Raw genomic sequence first — 19,099 nt, forward strand, 5'->3', positions numbered from 1 at the left:
TAGACGCCGAGCAGGAAGATCGTCTGGATGAGGATGACGACCGTGATGGCCCGGGAAAGATGTGGCAGCGTCAGATAGATGAAGCGGTTGACGAAGTTGGCGCCATCCATCTCGGCCGCTTCCTTCTGTTCGCCATCGAGCGATTGCAGCGCGGTCAAGAGGATCAGCGTCGCAAAGGGCAACCATTGCCAGGCAACGATGATGATGATGGACAGCAGCGGAAACTGGGCGAACCAGTCCACCGGCTGGAAACCGAAAAAGCGCGAGAGATCGGCGAGCACCCCATAGCCGGGATGCATGATCATGTTCTTCCACACCAATGCTGCCACCGGCGGCATGACGAAGAAGGGCGAGATGATCATGATGCGCACGATGCCTTGGCCGAAAATGTCATTGTCGAGCAAAAGCGCAATGGCAATACCGCCGATGACGGTGATCAGCAGCACGCCGCCGACGATCAGAAGCGTGTTCCAGATCGACTGGAAGAAGGCGGGATCGGTGTAGAAATACTGATAATTGAACAGACCCGCAAAGCTGACATTTGCCGGGTTGAGCAGATTGTAATTCTGGAACGAGAACCACAGGGTCATCGCCAGAGGCACGATCATCCAGACCAGAAGCAGCAGAACCGAAGGCGCAAGCATCACCCGCGCAAGACCGCTTGTGTTTCGCGTTGCCATTGGTAGTCCCCTCCCTGGTCGATACCCGCAACGTCTCCCGCCGGGGCATCCCAATTTAACGATTGTCTTAGTGGCAGCCTTCGCCCGTCGCCGCATGGTAGGTCGCCAGCACCTGATCCACGGCCGCGACCAAAACCTCCTCCATATCCTTTCCTGCAACTGCCGCGAGCGGCAATTCGCCGAGATACTGGCGCAGCAGGGGTTCGGGAATTGTCTTCTCATCCAGCGCCTTATGCAAGGTGGAAACGGCCGCAAGCGCTTCCGGCCGCGTCCAGTAATAGCGGATACGGTCGCTGTAGCTGTAGTGGCGCTGCAATCGCAGCGTGATATCATCGCCATGGTAATGTCCGCGCCAGTCGCCGGGTGAGGAAAGCATCAGCTCCTCCATGGTGCGCGCTAAAGGACGGTCGCCATAATCGCCGATCATCTCGGAGGCGATCATGTCGAGAGCGTAAAGTGCCTCGCGATAGGCGAAGGTCAGGCCGGGGCCTACTTTCAGGATGGAATATCCATCGCATACCAGTGTCGTGAGGGCGGCCTGCGTCTGGTAATCGGTGGAATGGGCCTCGAAGACCAGTTGCGGTTCGGCGTCCAGCACGGCGTTCAAGGCGGTGGCTGCCTGCGGATCGTAAGCGACGACATTGTCGCTGCCGAATTCCACGCCGGGCTGCACGACAAAGGCGATGACCCGCTCGAACGCATCGGAAAGGCCGTGTCGGGCGAATATTTCGCGGTGAAGGTCGATGGTCTGGCGCGCCGCCTGCGGCTGCGTCGGCGCGACCGTGTCGAGCACGTGGTCTGCCCCGCCCGGCACCGGCACCTCGGTACCGAGAATATAAAGCGGTTTCGGCAGGCCGGCAGCCGCGGCGGCCTTTTCGGCGACGGTTGCAAGCTTGGCGGCGCGGTTGGCTATCGTTTCGTCGTCCAGCGCCGCCGGTTCACCGGCGCAGCCCATCGACGCATCGAGATGGATCTTGCGAAAACCCGCCGTGACATAGGCCTCGACCATGGCGGCGGCTTTTGTCAGCGCTTCCTCGGCCGTTTCCCTGCGCCAGGGATTGGGGCCGAGATGATCTCCGCCAAAAATCACCAGTTCGCGGGGCAACCCTTCTTCCTCGGCAATGCTGTTGGCGAAGCTGACGAAGTCCCGTGGCGTCATGCCGGTATAACCGCCGAGATGATTGACCTGATTGCAGGTCGCCTCGATCAGCACCGGTGTCTTGCTGGCGGCGGCACGGCGGATTGCGGCGCGCAGAACCACGGGATGGGCGGAGCAGACGGAGGTGATGCCGGCGGGCTTGCCGGAGCGGCGCGCGGCGGCGAGATTTTCGAGAATACGGGTCACAGGATTTCCTCCGACAGTTGCGCGGCCAGAAAGGCGTCGAGTTCGGAAAGGCTGGCGGCGCCCTCCATTGGGCCGCGGCGCGTGACATTGTGTGCGCCGGCGGCATTGGCATAGGTGAGCGCCTTTTGCGGATGCATGCCGAGGCGGCGGCAGGTGAGATAGGTCGCACCGAAACAGTCGCCGGCACCGGTCGGATCGATTTCGCGGACCCGCAAGCCGGGGACATCAATTCGTCCATGAGCGCGGCTGAAATGGCTTGCGCCATCCGCGCCGCGCTTCAGCACGATTTCGCTGATACCGGAGGCCAGCAGCTTTTCGATAGCCGCCTCCTCATCATCCAGCCCGGAGGCTGCCTGAAGCTCCTCACCGGAGGGCAGGAGAAGATCGGTAACACCAAGCAGATCGTCGATCAGCCTGCGGCCGGCATCGCCCTGCACCAGTTCCTTGCGGATGTTCGGATCGAAGGAGACCGAGCCGCCGCGCGCCTTGACGCGTCTGATGGCTTCGAGAATGATTTCGCCAATGCCGGCAATCGCGAAGGCCGATCCCATGACATGCACATGGCCGGCTTTTTCGATGAGAGCCTGCGCTTCAGCCGTCATATGCGTTTCGCTGGCCGCCGAATGGGCGATGTTGAAAACAAAGTCCCTTGCGCCGTTTTCACGGTAACGCACAAAGGCGCTGCCCGTCGGCCGGTCGGGGATGGTGGCGATGGCCGAGACGTCGACGCCGTCGCCGCGCAGCCTCTCAACATTGAGACGGCCGAAATCGTCGTCACCCACCGCCGCAATGATGCCGGCGGCTCCGCCGCAGCGCGCCACCTGATCGATGAAGATGGCGGGTGCGCCGCTCGGGAAGGGGCCGATCAGCGCCTGCGGCTCGAGAAAGCCGTCGCCCGCCGTCGTCGCCATGATCTCCGCGAGGATTTCGCCGGCCGTGATGGTCGGGCCTTTCGTGTGCGGCGCCAATGCGGACGCCTGCCTCATCGTCTCCTCCATGTGCATTCGGCTCCCGTCCTTTTGTCGGAGATAATCCGCCGTCCCGAGTGGTTCTGGATTTCGCATATCATGCAAAAATTTACGCGCGTCAATATATGGTATGACGAAAATTTTGTTGCATCGCAGTAAGTAGAACGCCTTTGGAAATAATTTTTTATGATTTTATCCGCTTTAAAACAGTGAGTTACGGGTGCGGGCGACGATGTCTCCATGCTCCGATTTATTTTCGGACGTTGACAATGGAGCGAATTTTGCGAGATAAAAAATTTACGCATGTATTGTTATGCGTGGACATACGTAAAGGAGGAGCGGGTCTCATGAGCAAATTAATTGGAATTCTGTCATCGTCCGTCGTTGGCATCGGCCTTTTCGCCGGTCTGGCGCAGGCGGAGGAAATCAACATCGCCACCGTCAATAACGGCGACATGATCATCATGCAGAAGCTTTCCAGCGCCTGGGAGAAGGAGACGGGCAACAAGATCAACTGGATCGTGCTGGAAGAGAATGTTCTGCGCGAACGCGTCACCACCGATATCGCCACCAATGGCGGCCAGTTCGACATCATGACCATTGGCGGTTACGAAGCGCCGATCTGGGGCAAGCAGGGCTGGCTGGCGCCGGTCGACGATCTCGGCGACGATTACGATTACGCCGATCTGCTCGATCCGATCAAAAAGGGCCTGACTGTCGATGGCAAGCTTTACGCGGTGCCGTTCTACACCGAAAGCTCGTTCACGCTTTACCGCAAGGATCTGTTCGATGCAGCCGGCCTGAAGATGCCGGATAATCCGACCTACGACCAGATCAAGGATTTCGCCGCCAAGTTGACCGACAAGTCGAAGCAGCAATATGGCATCTGCCTGCGCGGCAAGCCGGGCTGGGGCGAGAACATGGCTTTCCTCGGCACCATGATCAACACCTATGGCGGCCGCTGGTTCGACATGGACTGGAAACCGCAGCTGACGAGCGAGCCGTGGAAAAAGGCAATCTCTGACTATGTGGCGCTGATGACCTCCTACGGCCCGCCCGGTGCGGCCGCCAACGGCTTCAACGAGAACCAGACACTGTTTTCATCCGGCCGCTGCGCCATGTGGATCGACGCCACTTCGGCGGCGGGCCGCGTTTATGACCCCAAGCAGAGTCAGGTTGCCGACAAGACCGCGTTTACGCGCGCTCCGGTGGAGGTAACGCCGAACGGTTCGAGCTGGTCGTGGTCGTGGAACCTCGCCATTCCGAACAGCACGAAGAAGCTTGAGACCGCCAAGTCCTTCGTCAAATGGGCGACTTCGAAGTCCTATGTGAAGACGGTCGGTGAAAGCGAAGGCTGGGTGGCTGTGCCGCCGGGCACACGTAAATCCACCTACGAATTGCCGGAATACAAGAAGGCCGCGCCTTTCGCGGATACCGTGCTGAAGGCGATCATGTCTGCCGACCCGTCCAAGCCGACCAAGGACCCGGTGCCCTATACCGGCGTGCAGTTCGTCGCCATACCGGAGTTCCAGTCCATCGGCACGATTGTCGGCCAGCAGATCGCGGCAGCCCTTTCCGGCCAGCAGACCGTCGATGCGGCGCTCGAAGGCGCACAGAAACAGGTCGAACGTGACATGACCCGCGCGGGCTACATCAAGTAGCCGCATCCTCCCGGCGTGCCGCCCGTTCACCTTTCGGGGGCGGGCGGCATTGGTGGGGCTGTCGCACCCATCTCCTCATTCCTGTGACAAGCACAGGAATGAGGGGGTGCGGGATGCGCTGGCTATCAAATGTTTACGCGGTGTCTCGTCTTCGCGTTCACCGGAAAAACACACCTAATGGAAACGAACATGGCCAATTGACCCGCCATGCATCACGGAGATCGACATGAGATTGAACAACAAGGTTGCGCTGATCACCGGCGCTGCCCGCGGTATCGGCCTTGGTTTTGCGCAGGCTTTCGCCGATGAGGGCGCAAAGGTCATCATCGCCGATATCGATACTGCCCGCGCGACGGCCTCTGCTGCCGCCATCGGCCCTTCGGCGAAGGCGGTGCGGCTGGATGTTACCGACCTCGCTCAGATCGATGCGGTGGTGAAGGCGGTGGATGAGGAGTTCGGCGGCATCGATATTCTCGTCAACAATGCCGCGATCTTCGATATGGCGCCGATCAACGGCATTACCGAACAGAGTTATGAGCGGGTCTTCGACATCAATCTCAAGGGACCGCTTTTCATGATGAAGGCGGTCTCCAATGTGATGATCGAGCGGGCGCGCGGCGGCAAGATCATCAATATGGCGAGCCAGGCCGGCCGTCGCGGCGAGGCGCTCGTCACGCTTTATTGCGCTTCCAAGGCGGCGATCATTTCCGCCACGCAGTCGGCGGCGCTGGCGCTCGTCAAGCACGGCATCAATGTCAACGCCATTGCACCGGGCGTGGTGGATGGGGAGCATTGGGAAGTAGTCGATGCGGAATTCGCCAAATGGGAAGGCTTAAAGCCCGGCGAGAAGAAGGCGGCGGTGGCTAAATCCGTGCCGATCGGCCGTTTTGCGACGCCCGACGACATCAAGGGGCTGGCGGTTTTCCTCGCCTCTTCCGACAGCGACTATATTCTCGCCCAGACATATAATGTCGATGGCGGCAACTGGATGAGCTGAAAAGCCGGAGATGACCATGCATGCCATTCAATTCGTCGAGAAAGGGCAGGCCGTTCTGGCGGAGGTTCCGGTTGCCGATCTGCCGCCGGGCCACGCGCTCGTGCGGGTCAAAGCTTCGGGGCTTTGCCACACCGATATCGATGTGCTCCACGCGCGTTACGGTGACGGTGCCTTTCCGGTCATTCCGGGGCATGAATATGCCGGTGAAGTCGCGGCCGTGGCCGCCGATGTTTCGGGCATAAAGGCCGGCGACCGGGTGGTGGTCGACCCCAATCTGCCCTGCGGCACCTGCCCGAGTTGCCGTAAGCGGCTCACCAATCTTTGCAGCACGCTGAAGGCCTATGGCGTTTCCCATAATGGCGGTTTTGCGGAATTCAGCGTCGTACACGCCGATCATCTGCACGGCATCGGCTCCATGCCCTATCATGTCGCGGCGCTGGCCGAACCGCTCGCCTGCGTCGTCAACGGCATGCAGAGCGCGGGCATCGGCGAGAACGGGACGGTAGCTGAAAATGCGCTGGTTTTCGGAGCCGGTCCCATCGGCCTGCTGCTTGCCCTGTCGCTGAAAGCACGCGGCGTCGAGACAGTGACGATTGCCGATATCAACGAAAGCAGGCTGGCTTTTGCCGAAGGTCTCGGGCTTCAGGTGGCGGTTTCCGGTTCGGAAGCGCTGCTGCGGCAACAGAGGTCTTTCGATGTCGTCGCTGATGCCACGGGTATCGCCCCCGTTGCGGAAGCGATGATCCCGCTGGTTGCCGATGGCGGCACGGCGCTATTCTTCGGCGTCTGCGCGCCGGATGCCCGCATTTCGGTCGCACCCTTCGAAATCTTCAGGCGTCAGCTGAAGCTTATCGGCTCACATTCGCTGAACCGCAACATACCGCAGGCGCTCGCCATTCTGGAAACGGATGGCGATGTCATGGCGCGGCTCGTCTCGCACCGGCTGCCGCTTTCGGAGATGCTACCGTTCTTTACGAAGAAACCATCCGATCCGGCCACCATGAAAGTGCAGTTCGCGGCTGAATGATAGTTTGGGCGTTGAAAACCATTCGACCGGCTTTTCGTGCAAAGGCCGGTCGATATAGAGTACCACATGTAATATTTCATGGGGGCAAGCACTTTGGCCAAATCTATCAGGACGATGGAAGAATTTTCGGAATTCGTCGGCCTTTCCCGCCCGACTGTTTCGAAATACTTCAATGATCCGGCCTCGGTCCGCAAGAAGACGCGGGATGCCATCGAGGATGCGCTAAAGAAATCGGGCTTCAGGCCCAATATTTTCGCCGTCAATCTCAACCGCCGCCGCTCCAACATCATCGGCATCATCATCCCGAATTCCACCGATCCGTTCTATATGGCGCTGACGAGCCGTATTGAGCTCATCGCCAACGAGGCGGGCTTCCTTGCTTTCGTGCTGTCATCGGACGGCAAGGCGGAAATCGAAGACCGCGCCATCCGCACTTTCAAGTCGATGAATGTCGCCGGCGCGATCATCGCGCCGCTAGGCGTCAAATCCCACCGCGTCACGCTGGAGCAGCTCGCGGCCAGCATTCCGATTGTTTATGTCGATTCGCCGCTCGACGAGACCTCGGCCTTTGTCGGCACCGACAACCGCCAGAGCGTGGGGCTGATGGTGGATTATCTCTGCCGCTCGGGCGAGCCGCCCTGTTTCTTCGACATGCCGCAGGTCAATACCAATGCCGCCACGCGTCGCACCGCCTATGAGGAGGCGATGCGGCGCCTTGGTTTCGAGCCGCAGGTGATCAACGTTCCAGACATTGTCACCTGGGATTTCGAGCGTTTCGCCTTCGATGAAGCGGGCCGGTTGCTGGAAGCGGCAGGGTCTCTGCCATCGCGCACCATTCTGTGCGCCAACGACCGTATCGCCTTCGGCGTCATCGCCGCGGCCTTCCAGAAGGGCATCAGGGTCGGCCATGGCGCGGATTATGACCTCAGGGTCGCCGGCCATGACGATCATCCGCTGTCGCGTTATGCCTGCCCGCCGATTACCACGGTGGCGCAGAACTATAACGAGATCGGCAGGCTGTCGATCGAGCTTCTGTTGCAGAAGCTGGACGAGGAGGCGGATGACGCGACGCGGATGCGCGAGCGCATTCTCCTCAGCGCCGATCTGATGCTGCGCAAATCGGCCTGATAATTTGTTAGATAAGCTAAACAAAGAATCTGTTTTTCTAAATAGAACTAATATTTGAACGCTCCTACTCTGTTCTCAAGGTTGCTTTGGGAGGCGACCGCGAGAGCCGGCGCAAAGGCGTGCCGGTATCCGGGAGGAACGCTAGATCGTCATGCCGTCCGTGCCGCGAGGGGATAAGCCTTCGCTGCGTCGGTGTCGCATGGCCTTCGCCGGGCTGACTGGACATTCTCGCCAGCAATTTCCCCAGCGAAGGACGTCAAAACATGAATCTCTATTCTCTTCTGTCAGCGCGGGCAGCCGGCGGTAAACCTGTTCGGGTGGGTCTCATCGGTGCGGGCAAGTTCGGCTCCATGGTGCTGGCGCAGGCGCAGCGAATTGCCGGTTTCCACATGGTCGCCGTCGCTGACCTCAATGTCGGCAAGGCGAAGGAATCGCTGGATCGCGTCGGCTGGCCGAAGGAGCGTTACGATGCGAAGAGCTGCGGCGAGGCGCTGAAGAGCGGCAAGACCTATGTGACCGACGACGTGAACGAGCTTTTCGCCTGCGGTGAGATCGAATGCGTGATCGAAGCCACCGGCCATCCGCTGGCCGGCGCCCGCCACGCGCTCGGCGCCATCGACCACAACAAACATGTCGTCATGGTCAATGTCGAAGCCGATGTAATGGTCGGGCCGATCCTTGCTGAAAAGGCGCGGGCCAAGGGCCTGATCTATTCGATGGCTTACGGCGACCAGCCGGCGCTGATCTGCGAGCTGGTCGACTGGGCGCGCGCCACCGGTTTCGAGGTCGTTTCCGCCGGCAAGGGCATGAATTTCGAGCCGCGTTACCGTTATTCGACGCCGGACACGGTCTGGGGTTATTTCGGCTGGACGGACGAGGAAGTGGCCAAGGGCGACTTCAATCCGAAAATGTACAATTCCTTCACCGACGGCACCAAGGCGGCCATCGAAATGGCGGCCGTCGCCAACGGCACGGGGCTGGATTGCCCGGATGACGGTCTGGCCTTCCCGCCCGCCGGCCTGCATGATCTCGCCCGCGTCTTCCGTCCCGCTGCCGATGGCGGCCGTATGTCGCGCTCCGGTCTGGTCGATATTGCCGCGAGCCAGGAGCCGGACGGACGCGAGGTGTTCAACAACATTCGCTATGGCGTTTTCGTCACCTTCAAGGCGCACAATGATTATGCCCGCGCCTGCTTCAAGCAATATGGCCTGCTGACCGATCCCTCCGGCTGGTATGCTTCCATGTGGCGTCCGTTCCACATCATCGGGCTGGAAACCTCGATCAGCGTGCTTTCCGCGGTGCTGCGCAATGAGGCTACCGGTTGCTCGAAGGAGTTTCGTGGCGATGCGGTTGCAACCGCGAAGAAGGATATGCAGCCCGGCGAGATGCTCGACGGCGAGGGCGGTTACGCGGTTTGGGCGAACGCCATTCCGGCCACCCGCAGCCTCGATATGAAGGCGCTGCCGATCGGCCTTGCCCATAACGTCAAGCTGAAGCGCGCCATCAAGAAGGACCAGATCGTCAGCTTCGATGATGTTGAGCTGGTTAATGATCTCGATGTGGTGAAGCTGCGTCAAGATATGGAAAACCGATTCCGTCCGCAAAAAGAGGCCGCAGCGTGATGGGGGGAGAAGCTGATATGTCCAACGGCGCTTTCGTGGTGATCGCGGAATTTCGGGTGAAGCCTGACGCGATGGATGCCTTTCTCGATGCCGCGCGCGATGACGCCCAGCATTCGGTTCAGGATGAGCCGGGTTGCCGACAATTCGACGTGGTGCGGGCGGAAACGGGAAACAATGTGGTGTTTTACGAGGTCTACGACGACCGGCAGGCTTTCGACGATCATCTCAAAACACCGCATCTCGACCGGTTTCGGGAAGCATTTCCCGCCCTTATCGAAGAGGAACTGCCGGTGCGTTTCCTGAACCGGCAATGGCTCTGAAGGATGGAAACGATGGCTGACATTCGCCGGATCGCCGTTATCGGAACGGGTATCATGGGCGCTCCGATGGCGGGGCGTCTGGCGGAGGCCGGGTTTTCCGTCAAGGTCTGGAACCGCAGCGCTGAAAAAGCTGCGGTTCTGGCGGCAAAAGGCGTGCAGCCGGCGGCCACGGCTGCCGAAGCCGTGGCCGAAGCCGATGTCGTCATCTGCATGCTGAGTTCCGGGCCGGTGTGCGACGAGGTTCTGCTCGGTGCCTCGGGTGTCGTTTCCAACATGAAGCCCGGTGCAATTCTGCTGGTGATGAGTTCCATCCCGGTCGAAAGCGCACGGGAACAGGCGGAGGTGGCCAAAGCTTATGGCATCGCTTATGTCGACGCACCGGTCTCTGGCGGCGAAAAAGGGGCGATTGAGGGAACGCTCGCCATCATGGCCGGCGGCGAACAGCAGGATGTGGATGCGCTGCGGCCACTCCTCAATTGCCTCGGCCGCGTCACCCATGTCGGTCCGGTGGGCTGCGGCTCATTGGCCAAGCTTGCCAACCAGTTGATCGTCGCCTCGACAATCTGCGCCGTTGCGGAAGCTTTGACGCTGGTTGAAGCGGGGGGAGCTGACCCGGCACAGGTGCGCGAGGCCCTGCTTGGTGGTTTTGCCGAGTCCACCGTTTTCCGCCAGCACGGCAAACGCATGGTGGAAGGCGATTTCCGCCCCGGCGGGCCGGCGAAATATCAGGTGAAGGATACGTCCACGGCCCTAGCTTTCGCCAAGAGCCGTGGCCTGGATTTACCGGTCGGCGAGGAGGTTGACCGGCTGTTCCGCTCCATGGTCGAGCATGGTGCGGGCGAGCTTGATCACAGCGGTGTGATCCTTGAAATTAAGCGCATGAATGCGTTCGGAGGAACGTTCGAAACTGTTTGAGATACAACAAAGGGAGGAACACATGAAAATTTCAAAACTTTACGGGCTGGCTCTGGCCGCCACCATGCTGGTCGCATCCATCGCACAGGCGGAAACGCTGACACTTTCGACGCCCGATGCGGATACGTCCGAAATTACGCTTGCCGCCAACAAGTTTGCCGAGATCGTTTCGAAAAAGACCGATGGTAAGCTCAAGATCAAGGTGTTTCCGAACGGCACGCTGTATGGCGGCGACCCTTCAGCGGGTGTCAAGCAGCTGGCCGGCGGTTCGCTGGACATGCTGTTGAACTCGACCTCGCTTTACGCGACCTTCAATCCCAAGTTCACGGCCATCGCCATTCCCTACCAGTTCCGCGATATCGACCAGCTCAGGGTCTATCTCGACAGCGATCTCGGCAAGGAACTTTCCACCGATCTCAGCAAAATCGGCATTCTCGGGCTCGATCTCTGGTCGCGGCCGCTGCGCCAGATCACCAACTCCAAGGCGCCGATCAAGTCGCCGGCTGATCTCAAGGGCATGAAGCTGCGCGTTCCGAACAATCCGCTATGGGTCGAGTTCTTCGGCGCCATGGGGGCTGCTCCGACGCCTATGGCCTTTGCCGAAGTCTATAACGCTCTTCAGCTGAAAGTCGTCGACGGGCAGGAAAACCCGGTCAACGTGCCGGTCAGCGCCAAGCTTTACGAGGTGCAGAAGTATCTGACGATCAGCAATCACATTGCTGACGCCTGGGTGCTGGGCATGAACCCGGCCCGCTTCGAAGGTCTCGATGAGAATTTCAAGGTCGCGCTGAAGGAAGCCGCCGTGGAGACCGAAGCCTGGAAGGCGCAGAACGATGCTGCCGATATCGACAAGTCGCTCGAAACGCTGAAGAAGAACGGCATGGAGGTCAACACGCTGACTGATGACGAACGCAAGGCCTTCGTACAGGTCGCGGCCGGGCTTTCGGCGAAGTTCTCCTCACTGGTGAAAGATCAGGCTTTCTTCGACAAGACGCAGGCTTTCCTCAAGACGAACTGACGTGTTGCGCCGGTGGATGGCCGGATCTTGGTCCGGCCTTCCCCAACGCCAGCAAGGGTTGCTTTGCCGCAAAGGCAGGGTGGCATTCGTTTTACCGGATATCCGGTTTCAGCAGTGGAAGGGTATTGTCATGAACGATACGAAACCTTCGGTGCTAGGCACCATCGTTAAGGTCGTCGCCGATGTCGCAGCGGGCGCGGCATGTGCCGGCATTCTCCTCGTCGTTCTTCTTCAGGTCATTGGCCGCCTTATCGGCAGCCCACTTCCCTGGACCGAGGAGGCGACACGCTTTCTTTTCATCTGGATGGTCTTCCTTGGCCTTGCGGCCGGTTTCCGCACCGTTGAAAGCGCCCGTGTCGTGGTGTTTCTGGTGCTGTTTCACCGCTTCTTCCGGCGGCTGGCGGTGCCGATCTATGTCGGTTCCTCGGTGTTCTTTTTCGGCATGATGGGCTGGACGGGCCTGACCCTGGTGCGCCAGCAGATCATGATGAACGAGACCGCCGCCACTCTGCCGATCCCCATGTGGACCATCGGCGTCGTCTTGCCGGTTTCCGCCGTCATCGCCGTGCTGGCCATCATCGAATCGCTGCGCAGTCGCCGGGAGGTGATCGCGCTTCCCGAACTTGGCCTGCCGGCGGATGAGATCGCCCATGCCGATATTTCCATTTCAGCAGGACATTGAGCCATGTCGGTCTTTCTTCTCGTCGCCTTTTTCGGTCTCAGCATGCTCGGCGTGCCGCTTGCCATCGCGCTCGCGCTCGCCAGTGTCGGCACGCTCTGGCTCTTCACCTCCATGCCCATGGACCTGCTGTCGCAGACGATGTTCTCGTCGATGAACTCCTTCCTGCTCGTCGCCGTGCCGCTTTTCATCCTCGTCGGCACCGTCATGGAACGAGGGCGTGTGGCGGAGCGCATCTTCGATTTCGCCGAGGCCATGGTCGGCTGGCTTCCCGGCGGGCTTGGCCATGTCAACGTCATCTCGTCGGTGATCTTTTCCGGCGTCTCCGGCTCGTCCGTCGCCGATATCGCCTCGGTAGGCGCCATCGAAATCAAGGCCATGGAACGGCATGGATTTCCGAAGGGTTATGCTGTCGGCATGACGCTCTGCACGTCCACGCTTTCCTCGATCATTCCGCCGTCGATCCTGATCGTGATTGCCGGTTCCATCGCCAACGTGTCGATCGGCACGCTGCTGATCGCGGGTCTGGTGCCCGGCCTCTTCATCGCCTTCGCTTTCCTCGTCTTCAACCACTTCTATTCGGTGCATTACGGTTACAATCCGCCGACACCGTTCAATTTCCGTCTGGTAGTCGTCACCGGTCTGCGCGCCATTCTGCCGATGCTGACACCGCTGATCCTCATCATCGGCATTGCCAGCGGCCTGTTCACGCCTACGGAAGCAGCTGCCATCGCGGTGGTTTACGTAGCGGTGCTTGGCGTCATCGTCTATCGCACGCTGCCGGTGCGCGAACTGCCGGAAATATTAATCTCGACCGCGCGTATTTCAGGCACCATCCTGTTCATCGCTGCCACCTCGCAGCTCGCCGCCTGGGTCTTCACCTTCGATGGATTGCCCGAACAGGTGGCCGAGCTTTTGAAGGCCATGAACCTCGGCCCGATGACCGGCATGCTCGTGATCTTCGTGTTCCTGCTCATCATCGGCATTTTCATGGAAGCGATCCCGGCGATGTTTATCCTCATCCCCGTGCTGATGCCGCCGGTCGAAGCACTGGGCATCGATCCGATCCATTTCCTGATCGTGACTGTCATGACGCTGACACTCGGGCTGGTGACGCCGCCGGTCGGGGTCTGCCTGTTTGCCGCAGCCCAGGTCGCCAACATGAAAATCGAGGATGTCATTCGCGGTTCGCTGGCGCCGATGACGGTGCTGACGCTCGCCATCTTCGCGCTGGTGCTGTTCCCGGTGCTGACGCTCGGGCCAATCCGGCTGATGGGGCTTTATTGATGCGAAAACGGATTGCCTGAACCATCAGACAACGCGGCGGGCTTGCCACTCGTCGCGTTGTTTTCGCATCCACTCCAGAAACAGCATGACTTTCCTCTGCCGCAGATGGGAATGCGGGCAAACGATCCATTGGGTGACGAGCTTGATGCGCGGCGCGTCCGTCACGGCCGGCACCAGCATTTTGTCCTGCAGCTCCCGCTCCATCATCAATGTGCTCTCCAGCGCCACGCCAATGCCGAGAACAGCGGCATCGATGGCCATGTGGCTGCGGTCGAACAGCACCCGCCGCCAGCGCTTTTCGGCTGTCACGCCGGCCAGAGGGAACCAGTGGTTCCATTGCGCCTGCGCCTTCACCGAATGGATCAGCCGCTGGTTCTGCAATTCCTCGGGCAGAAATTTACCCGCACCCTTATAATTCGGCGAACAGACCGGCAGGAATTCCTCCTCCACCAGCCCTTCCACGAAGAGGCCCGGCCAGCGGCCATCGCCATGGCGCAGCTCTATATCGACAAGTTCCTGCGAAAAATCGGTTGGCTCGTTGGTGCCGTCGAGGCGCACTTCCAGTTCGGGATGCTCCTCCAGAAACGAGCCGAGACGCGGCAGCAGCCATTTGTTGGAAATGGTCGGCGTCGCCCGGATCGTCAGCGTGGTGACTGAACGGAAGCCGCGAATACTGTCGGTGGCGTCCGATATCTGCTCGATCTGGGCGGTGATCATCGAGAAATAGCGCTCGCCCGCTTCCGTCAATGTCACCTTGCGGCCGGTCCGCGCCATCAGGGTCGTGCCGAGCTGGCCTTCCAGCAGCTGGATCTGCTGGGAAACGGCCGAAGGGGTGACGCTCAGTTCCTCCGCCGCCCGCGAAATGCTGCCCGCCCTTGCTGCGGCGTGGAAGACGAGGATCGATTTTATCGGTATCTGCATGGGTGGGACTTTGCTCAACGGAATACGGCGGTCACCTGAGTATCACAGGTGACCGCCGTGATGAAAAGCGTTGAACGCTAAGCTTTTAGCGGTGGCTCGGCAGTTTCGGCAGGAAAACCGTGAGCAGGCCGAGCAGCGGCATATAGGAGCAGATGCGGTAGACGAACTCGATGCCTTCCTTATCCGCATAGACACCCAGAACCGCAGCCCCGATGCCGCCGAAGCCGAAAGCGAAACCGAAGAACATGCCGGCAATCAGGCCCACACGTCCAGGCACCAGTTCCTGCGCAAAGACAACGATGGCAGAGAAGGCGGAAGAGAAGACGAAGCCGATGACGACGACGAGAACCGCCGTCCAGAACAGGTTGGCATAGGGCAGCATCAGCGCGAAGGGAATGACGCCGAGGATCGAGAACCAGATGACGACGCGCGAGCCGAAACGGTCACCGATCGGGCCGCCGAAGAACACGCCCAGTGCGGAAGCGCCGAGGAAGAGGAACAGCAGAACCTGCGCGTCCTGTACGCCAAGGCCGAACTTGTCGATGGTATAGAAAGTGAAGTAACTGGACAGGCTGGCGAGATAGGCATTCTTGGTGGCGGTTAGAACCACCAGCACCAGAAGCGTCATCATCACTGTGCCCCGGGCAAGGGGAAGGGTGCGGCTGGCCGGCGCCTTGCCGACCGTTGCGCGACGGTGGCGGGTGTACCAGACGCCGACCCAGGACAGCACGCCAAAACCGACGAGCGCGATCAGCGAGAACCAGCTGAGGCTCGCCTGACCGAGCGGGATGACGATAAAGGCGGCGAGCAGCGGGCCGATGGCCGTGCCGGTGTTACCGCCCACCTGGAAGAAGGATTGCGCCAGACCGTGACGGCCGCCGGAGGCGAGGCGGGCAACACGCGAGGCTTCCGGGTGGAAGATCGCCGATCCGACGCCGATGAGGCAGGCGCCGATCACCAGAACCTCGAAACTATGGGCGAAAGCAAGCGTGATGAGGCCAGCGCAGGTGGACAGCATGGCGACAGGCAGGGAGAATGGCATGGGCCAGCGGTCTGTCACCATGCCGACGACCGGCTGCAGCAGCGATGCGGTGACCTGAAACGCAAAGGTAAGCAGGCCGATCTGCACGAAGTCGAGCGCGTAATTCGCCTTCAGTAGCGGATAGAGCGACGTCAGCAGCGATTGCATGATGTCGTTCAGCATGTGGCAGAAGCTCGCGGCTGCGATGATTGAAAACGCCGTGCGTTGCGGGTTGAAGCTTGTGCCGGTACTGGCGCTGGTGACGGTGGCCATGGTAAATCCTCTCCAGATTCCCACTCATCTGGCGGGAAACATGTCTTTCTTTCTTCCCGCTTTTATTCATATTGTTTCTGGCCTGCATTTGTGTTCTGGACGAGTTTCTTTGTGAGTGGGCCAAATGGCAAAAATCAAATCGCGCCAGCCGCTGGGCGTCAGCCTGGACGAGCATGAGCGCAGCCTGAAATTGATCGACGGCACCAACGAGCCGGTGCTGGCGCTTCATCGTATCTATCCCACGGGCCATCGAACGCCGCCGCACAGCCATAGCCGGGTGCAGATATGGTGCGCGCGTCAGGGCGTGGTGCTGGTCAGCACGGCTGACGGGCGCTGGATGATACCGCCCGGTCATGGGTTGCTTATTCCCGCCGGGCTGCAGCATGAGGCAGAGATCATCTCCGCGGTAGAGATGCACTCGATCTACGTTCATCCCGATCTGTTCCAGGCAGAGACTCCCCGGGTGGTGGAAGTGACCGAACTGGCCGCCAGCCTCATTTCGGAATTGCTGGCCGAGGAACACCAGCCCTCGGCGTTTCATCGCCAGGGTCTGGTGCGTGCTCTTCTGCTCGATGAAGTGAACCGACTGCCGGAACGACCGCTCGGCCTGCCTTTTCCCGACAATCAGCGGCTGGCTGCGCTCTGCCGTGATTTTCTCAGAAAGCCCATGGCAAGGGTGGAGATCGATGACTGGGCCGCGGCCATGGGCATCAGCCGCCGCTCGTTCACGCGGCTCTTCCGCCGCGAACTGGGCGTCAGTTTCGTCACCTGGCGCCAGCAGGCCTGCATCTTCGCCTCCCTGCCAAGACTGGCGGCGGGCGAGGCGGTGACCAATGTGGCGCTGGATGCCGGTTACGAGAACATCCCGGCCTTCACGACCATGTTCCGGCGAATGCTGGGCAGCTCCCCGCGTGCCTATCGGCAGGCAGCCCGGCAGCGGGGTGCAGTGTTTTCCGATCTTGAAGACAGCGGGAATTAAGCCGCCGCCCGCATGTCGCGTCGAAAATCGGATGGAGACATGCCTGATATCTGGCGGAACGCCTTGTTGAAGGCGCTGACGGAACCGAATCCGCTTTCCATGGCGATCTGCAGGATATTGTCGTTGCCGGTCATCAGCATGGCCTGCGCGCGGGAAAGCCGAAGCAGCGTCAGATATTTGATCAGCGTCATGCCGGTGGATTTGCGGAACAGGTTCATCGCATATTTCGGATGCAGCGAGGCGGCGCGGGCAATTTCAGTCGCGTCGATGTCGTCAAGAAAATTGGCGGCGATGAAATCGCACATGCGCACGACGCTTATCGACGGCGCCGTGTCCTCGCCCGCCCGGCCGGGTTTTTCATCGGTCAGGGATGAAATGACGGAGTAGGGTTCGAGGAACATCCGCTCCACCCGCAACAGCAATTCCTCTACCGCATGTTGCGCTTTCGCCGGATCGCCTGACGTAACGTATCGGAACCAGCGCCCGAAATTTTCCCGGTCGGCAGCGTCGGTTACGCCGCTCACCATCGTCGCACCGCTCATGAGTAGACTGGATACGGGTGCCGGCAGTCGCATGCGGAAAAAGTGCACCAGCGGCAGATGCGCACCGGCATAAAGGGAATCGTCGGAGGAGCGATCCATCTGGTGCGGCTGGCCACCCCAGAAGATGCACATCTGGCCAGCCTCGAGCGAAAGATCGTGATCGCCCATGCGGTAATGCACCGATCCCGACATCACATAATTCACCTCCACCTGCGCGTGCCAATGGGGGCGCAGCATGATTGGCGGATGATTGTGGAAAAGCTGAAGCGTTGTCGGCATGCCTTCGATGCTGCTGGCGCCCGGTTGGTAGAAGGCTCTTTCCGCAATCTTACTTTCCGACAAATCGATATTCCCTTTGTACGAGACAGATTTTTCGCTGCCACTAATGTGCCCATGTTCGCTGAAGAACGGCAATTGAAAAAGGGAGGTTTTCAATGTGCTTTAAATTTCTAGGCGCGTCTACGGCTATGCTGCTTCTCGCAGCCCCGGCATTCGCGCAATCTGAGACGGTCACTATCTGGAGCTGGGACGTTGCCGCCTCGGCGTTGCGATCTGCGGTGGAAGGCTTCAACAAGAAGAATCCGGATATCAAGATCGTCGTTGAAGACCTTGGAAACAATCAGGTTTTTGACAAGACGCTGGCCGGTTGCGCAGCTGGTGGGGACGGTCTTCCGGATATTGTCACGATTGAAAATTTTGAAGCCGAGGTTTTCTGGAACCGGTTTCCCGATTGTTTCGCAAATCTGAGTCAGCTCGGCTACACGGCTGAGAAACAGGCGCTTTTTCCCGAATTCAAACGGACAGAACTCGAGGTTGACGGCGTTGCTTATGCCGTTCCCTGGGATTCTGGCCCGGTGGCAATCTTTTATCGTCGCGACTTTTACGAAAAGGCTGGCGTTGACTCGGCCACCATCAAGAGTTGGGACGATTTCATCGCCGCCGGCAAGAAGGTCATGGCCGCCAATCCCGGTACCGTGATGGCGCAGGCCGATTTTAACGGCGACAGCGAATGGTTTCGCATGATCGCCAATGAGCAGGGATGCGGTTACTTTTCGACCGATGGCCAGAACATTACCATCAACCAGCCCGCCTGTGTTGCGACCTTGGAAAAGGTCAAGGAGATGAAAGACGCCGGCATCATCACGGCCGCAATCTGGGATGAAAAGATCCAGGCCAATACCGCCGGCAAGGCCGCAAGCCAGATGTATGGCGCTTGGTACGAGGGCACGATCCGCTCCGGCTCACCCGATCTCGCGGGCAAATGGGGCGTCTATCTGATGCCGAGCCTGACGGCGGATGGTCCGCATGCGGCCAATCTCGGCGGCTCTTCGCTGGCGATCAGCTCGACATCCGAGCACAAGGAAGCCGCGTGGAAATATATCGACTACGCGCTGACCACCAATGAAGGCCAAGTGACGATGCTGAAATCCTTCGGCCTCGTTCCTTCGCTGCTATCAGCCATCAACGATCCCTTCGTGAAGGAAAAGCAGGCCTATTGGGGCGGGCAGGCGGTGTGGACCGATATTCTCGCCACCCTGCCGAAGATCGTGCCGAGCCGCGGCACGGCGTTTCAGTCGGATGCGGATGCGATCTACAAGGCGACGCAGACGAAATATTTCGCAGGTGGCTATCCCGATGCGAAAGCGGCGCTCGATGATGCGGCCAAGCAGATCGAAACGGCGACGGGGCTGCCGGTCGCGCAGTAAGTCTTGGGTC

18 protein-coding genes are annotated in these 19,099 nt (G+C 59.9%); 12 read left to right on the forward strand and 6 right to left on the reverse strand.

What is annotated here, in order from left to right; translation table 11 throughout:
- The 3 genes from ACFVTJ_RS19035 to ACFVTJ_RS19045 form a co-directional block, all read right to left on the reverse strand.
- On the reverse strand, window positions 1–680 hold a 680-nt coding region (locus ACFVTJ_RS19035), incomplete at its 3' end, for a carbohydrate ABC transporter permease (protein WP_386910067.1).
- Window positions 681–747: 67 nt separating this feature from the next.
- A complete protein-coding gene (locus tag ACFVTJ_RS19040) occupies window positions 748–2,025 on the reverse strand; it encodes a D-tagatose-bisphosphate aldolase, class II, non-catalytic subunit (protein ID WP_386910068.1) in 1,278 nt (425 codons plus the stop codon).
- Window positions 2,022–3,029 carry a sugar kinase gene (locus ACFVTJ_RS19045; protein ID WP_386910070.1) on the reverse strand — a complete coding sequence of 336 codons (1,008 nt, stop codon included), beginning with the start codon at window positions 3,027–3,029 and terminating at the stop codon, window positions 2,022–2,024. Before ACFVTJ_RS19045 ends, ACFVTJ_RS19040 begins: the two co-directional genes overlap by 4 nt.
- Window positions 3,030–3,340: 311 nt before the next feature.
- Between ACFVTJ_RS19045 and ACFVTJ_RS19050 the strand changes: the two genes are divergently transcribed.
- The 10 genes from ACFVTJ_RS19050 to ACFVTJ_RS19095 all read left to right on the forward strand — a co-directional run bounded on the left by ACFVTJ_RS19050 (window position 3,341) and on the right by ACFVTJ_RS19095 (window position 13,647).
- A complete protein-coding gene (locus ACFVTJ_RS19050; protein ID WP_220318893.1) occupies window positions 3,341–4,654 on the forward strand; it encodes a sugar ABC transporter substrate-binding protein in 1,314 nt (437 codons plus the stop codon).
- Between the two features lie 226 nt (window positions 4,655–4,880).
- A complete protein-coding gene (locus ACFVTJ_RS19055) occupies window positions 4,881–5,651 on the forward strand; it encodes a galactitol 2-dehydrogenase (protein WP_386910073.1) in 771 nt (256 codons plus the stop codon).
- 16 nt (window positions 5,652–5,667) lie between these two features.
- A complete protein-coding gene (locus ACFVTJ_RS19060; protein WP_386910075.1) occupies window positions 5,668–6,678 on the forward strand; it encodes a D-altritol 5-dehydrogenase in 1,011 nt (336 codons plus the stop codon).
- 114 nt (window positions 6,679–6,792) lie between these two features.
- Window positions 6,793–7,806 (forward strand): LacI family DNA-binding transcriptional regulator, encoded by a 1,014-nt coding sequence (locus ACFVTJ_RS19065; RefSeq protein WP_386910352.1) that lies wholly within the window; start codon window positions 6,793–6,795, stop codon window positions 7,804–7,806.
- Window positions 7,807–8,069: 263 nt separating this feature from the next.
- Window positions 8,070–9,428: an NAD(P)H-dependent oxidoreductase gene (locus ACFVTJ_RS19070; RefSeq protein ID WP_386910077.1), complete on the forward strand. Its 1,359-nt coding sequence runs from the start codon at window positions 8,070–8,072 to the stop codon at window positions 9,426–9,428.
- A gap of 17 nt (window positions 9,429–9,445) precedes the next feature.
- The gene (locus ACFVTJ_RS19075) at window positions 9,446–9,748 is read left to right on the forward strand and encodes a putative quinol monooxygenase (RefSeq protein WP_137411729.1); all 303 of its coding nucleotides are present in this window, start codon (window positions 9,446–9,448) and stop codon (window positions 9,746–9,748) included.
- 12 nt (window positions 9,749–9,760) lie between these two features.
- Window positions 9,761–10,663 carry an NAD(P)-dependent oxidoreductase gene (locus tag ACFVTJ_RS19080; RefSeq protein WP_386910079.1) on the forward strand — a complete coding sequence of 301 codons (903 nt, stop codon included), beginning with the start codon at window positions 9,761–9,763 and terminating at the stop codon, window positions 10,661–10,663.
- A gap of 22 nt (window positions 10,664–10,685) precedes the next feature.
- Entirely contained in the window at window positions 10,686–11,681 is a 996-nt protein-coding gene (locus tag ACFVTJ_RS19085) for a DctP family TRAP transporter solute-binding subunit (RefSeq protein ID WP_386910081.1), read from the forward strand.
- A gap of 130 nt (window positions 11,682–11,811) precedes the next feature.
- On the forward strand, window positions 11,812–12,363 hold the full coding sequence (locus ACFVTJ_RS19090) for a TRAP transporter small permease (RefSeq protein ID WP_386910083.1): 552 nt from the start codon (window positions 11,812–11,814) through the stop codon (window positions 12,361–12,363).
- A 3-nt stretch (window positions 12,364–12,366) separates the two neighbouring features.
- Window positions 12,367–13,647, forward strand: a complete 1,281-nt coding sequence (locus ACFVTJ_RS19095; RefSeq protein WP_035225683.1) for a TRAP transporter large permease — start codon at window positions 12,367–12,369, stop codon at window positions 13,645–13,647.
- Between the two features lie 24 nt (window positions 13,648–13,671).
- On the opposite strand, the gene ACFVTJ_RS19100 is transcribed toward ACFVTJ_RS19095, so the two are convergent.
- On the reverse strand, window positions 13,672–14,568 hold the full coding sequence (locus ACFVTJ_RS19100; RefSeq protein WP_065656179.1) for a LysR substrate-binding domain-containing protein: 897 nt from the start codon (window positions 14,566–14,568) through the stop codon (window positions 13,672–13,674).
- Between the two features lie 85 nt (window positions 14,569–14,653).
- On the reverse strand, window positions 14,654–15,862 hold the full coding sequence (locus ACFVTJ_RS19105; protein WP_386910086.1) for an MFS transporter: 1,209 nt from the start codon (window positions 15,860–15,862) through the stop codon (window positions 14,654–14,656).
- Between the two features lie 124 nt (window positions 15,863–15,986).
- Between ACFVTJ_RS19105 and ACFVTJ_RS19110 the strand changes: the two genes are divergently transcribed.
- Entirely contained in the window at window positions 15,987–16,841 is an 855-nt protein-coding gene (locus tag ACFVTJ_RS19110; RefSeq protein ID WP_386910088.1) for an AraC family transcriptional regulator, read from the forward strand.
- On the opposite strand, the gene ACFVTJ_RS19115 is transcribed toward ACFVTJ_RS19110, so the two are convergent.
- Window positions 16,838–17,731 carry a helix-turn-helix domain-containing protein gene (locus tag ACFVTJ_RS19115; RefSeq protein WP_386910353.1) on the reverse strand — a complete coding sequence of 298 codons (894 nt, stop codon included), beginning with the start codon at window positions 17,729–17,731 and terminating at the stop codon, window positions 16,838–16,840. The genes ACFVTJ_RS19110 and ACFVTJ_RS19115 overlap by 4 nt on opposite strands.
- 86 nt (window positions 17,732–17,817) lie before the next feature.
- On the opposite strand from ACFVTJ_RS19115, the gene ACFVTJ_RS19120 reads away from it, so the two are divergent.
- Window positions 17,818–19,089: an extracellular solute-binding protein gene (locus ACFVTJ_RS19120; RefSeq protein ID WP_386910089.1), complete on the forward strand. Its 1,272-nt coding sequence runs from the start codon at window positions 17,818–17,820 to the stop codon at window positions 19,087–19,089.
- Window positions 19,090–19,099 lie beyond the last annotated feature (10 nt).

The organism is Agrobacterium sp. NPDC058088 (assembly GCF_042885035.1).
Classification (GTDB): domain Bacteria; phylum Pseudomonadota; class Alphaproteobacteria; order Rhizobiales; family Rhizobiaceae; genus Agrobacterium.

What these genes read in the sequence shown, in the direction of transcription:
- ACFVTJ_RS19080 (WP_386910079.1), top strand. Translation starts at nt 9,761, where the DNA reads ATGGCTGACATTCGCCGGATCGCCGTTATCGGAACGGGTATCATGGGC.
- ACFVTJ_RS19075 (WP_137411729.1), top strand. Translation starts at nt 9,446, where the DNA reads ATGTCCAACGGCGCTTTCGTGGTGATCGCGGAATTTCGGGTGAAGCCT.
- ACFVTJ_RS19110 (WP_386910088.1), top strand. Translation starts at nt 15,987, where the DNA reads ATGGCAAAAATCAAATCGCGCCAGCCGCTGGGCGTCAGCCTGGACGAG.
- ACFVTJ_RS19090 (WP_386910083.1), top strand. Translation starts at nt 11,812, where the DNA reads ATGAACGATACGAAACCTTCGGTGCTAGGCACCATCGTTAAGGTCGTC.
- ACFVTJ_RS19095 (WP_035225683.1), top strand. Translation starts at nt 12,367, where the DNA reads ATGTCGGTCTTTCTTCTCGTCGCCTTTTTCGGTCTCAGCATGCTCGGC.
- ACFVTJ_RS19120 (WP_386910089.1), top strand. Translation starts at nt 17,818, where the DNA reads ATGTGCTTTAAATTTCTAGGCGCGTCTACGGCTATGCTGCTTCTCGCA.
- ACFVTJ_RS19045 (WP_386910070.1), bottom strand. Translation starts at nt 3,029, where the DNA reads ATGCACATGGAGGAGACGATGAGGCAGGCGTCCGCATTGGCGCCGCAC.
- ACFVTJ_RS19085 (WP_386910081.1), top strand. Translation starts at nt 10,686, where the DNA reads ATGAAAATTTCAAAACTTTACGGGCTGGCTCTGGCCGCCACCATGCTG.
- ACFVTJ_RS19105 (WP_386910086.1), bottom strand. Translation starts at nt 15,862, where the DNA reads ATGGCCACCGTCACCAGCGCCAGTACCGGCACAAGCTTCAACCCGCAA.
- ACFVTJ_RS19065 (WP_386910352.1), top strand. Translation starts at nt 6,793, where the DNA reads ATGGAAGAATTTTCGGAATTCGTCGGCCTTTCCCGCCCGACTGTTTCG.
- ACFVTJ_RS19070 (WP_386910077.1), top strand. Translation starts at nt 8,070, where the DNA reads ATGAATCTCTATTCTCTTCTGTCAGCGCGGGCAGCCGGCGGTAAACCT.
- ACFVTJ_RS19050 (WP_220318893.1), top strand. Translation starts at nt 3,341, where the DNA reads ATGAGCAAATTAATTGGAATTCTGTCATCGTCCGTCGTTGGCATCGGC.
- ACFVTJ_RS19060 (WP_386910075.1), top strand. Translation starts at nt 5,668, where the DNA reads ATGCATGCCATTCAATTCGTCGAGAAAGGGCAGGCCGTTCTGGCGGAG.
- ACFVTJ_RS19055 (WP_386910073.1), top strand. Translation starts at nt 4,881, where the DNA reads ATGAGATTGAACAACAAGGTTGCGCTGATCACCGGCGCTGCCCGCGGT.
- ACFVTJ_RS19100 (WP_065656179.1), bottom strand. Translation starts at nt 14,568, where the DNA reads ATGCAGATACCGATAAAATCGATCCTCGTCTTCCACGCCGCAGCAAGG.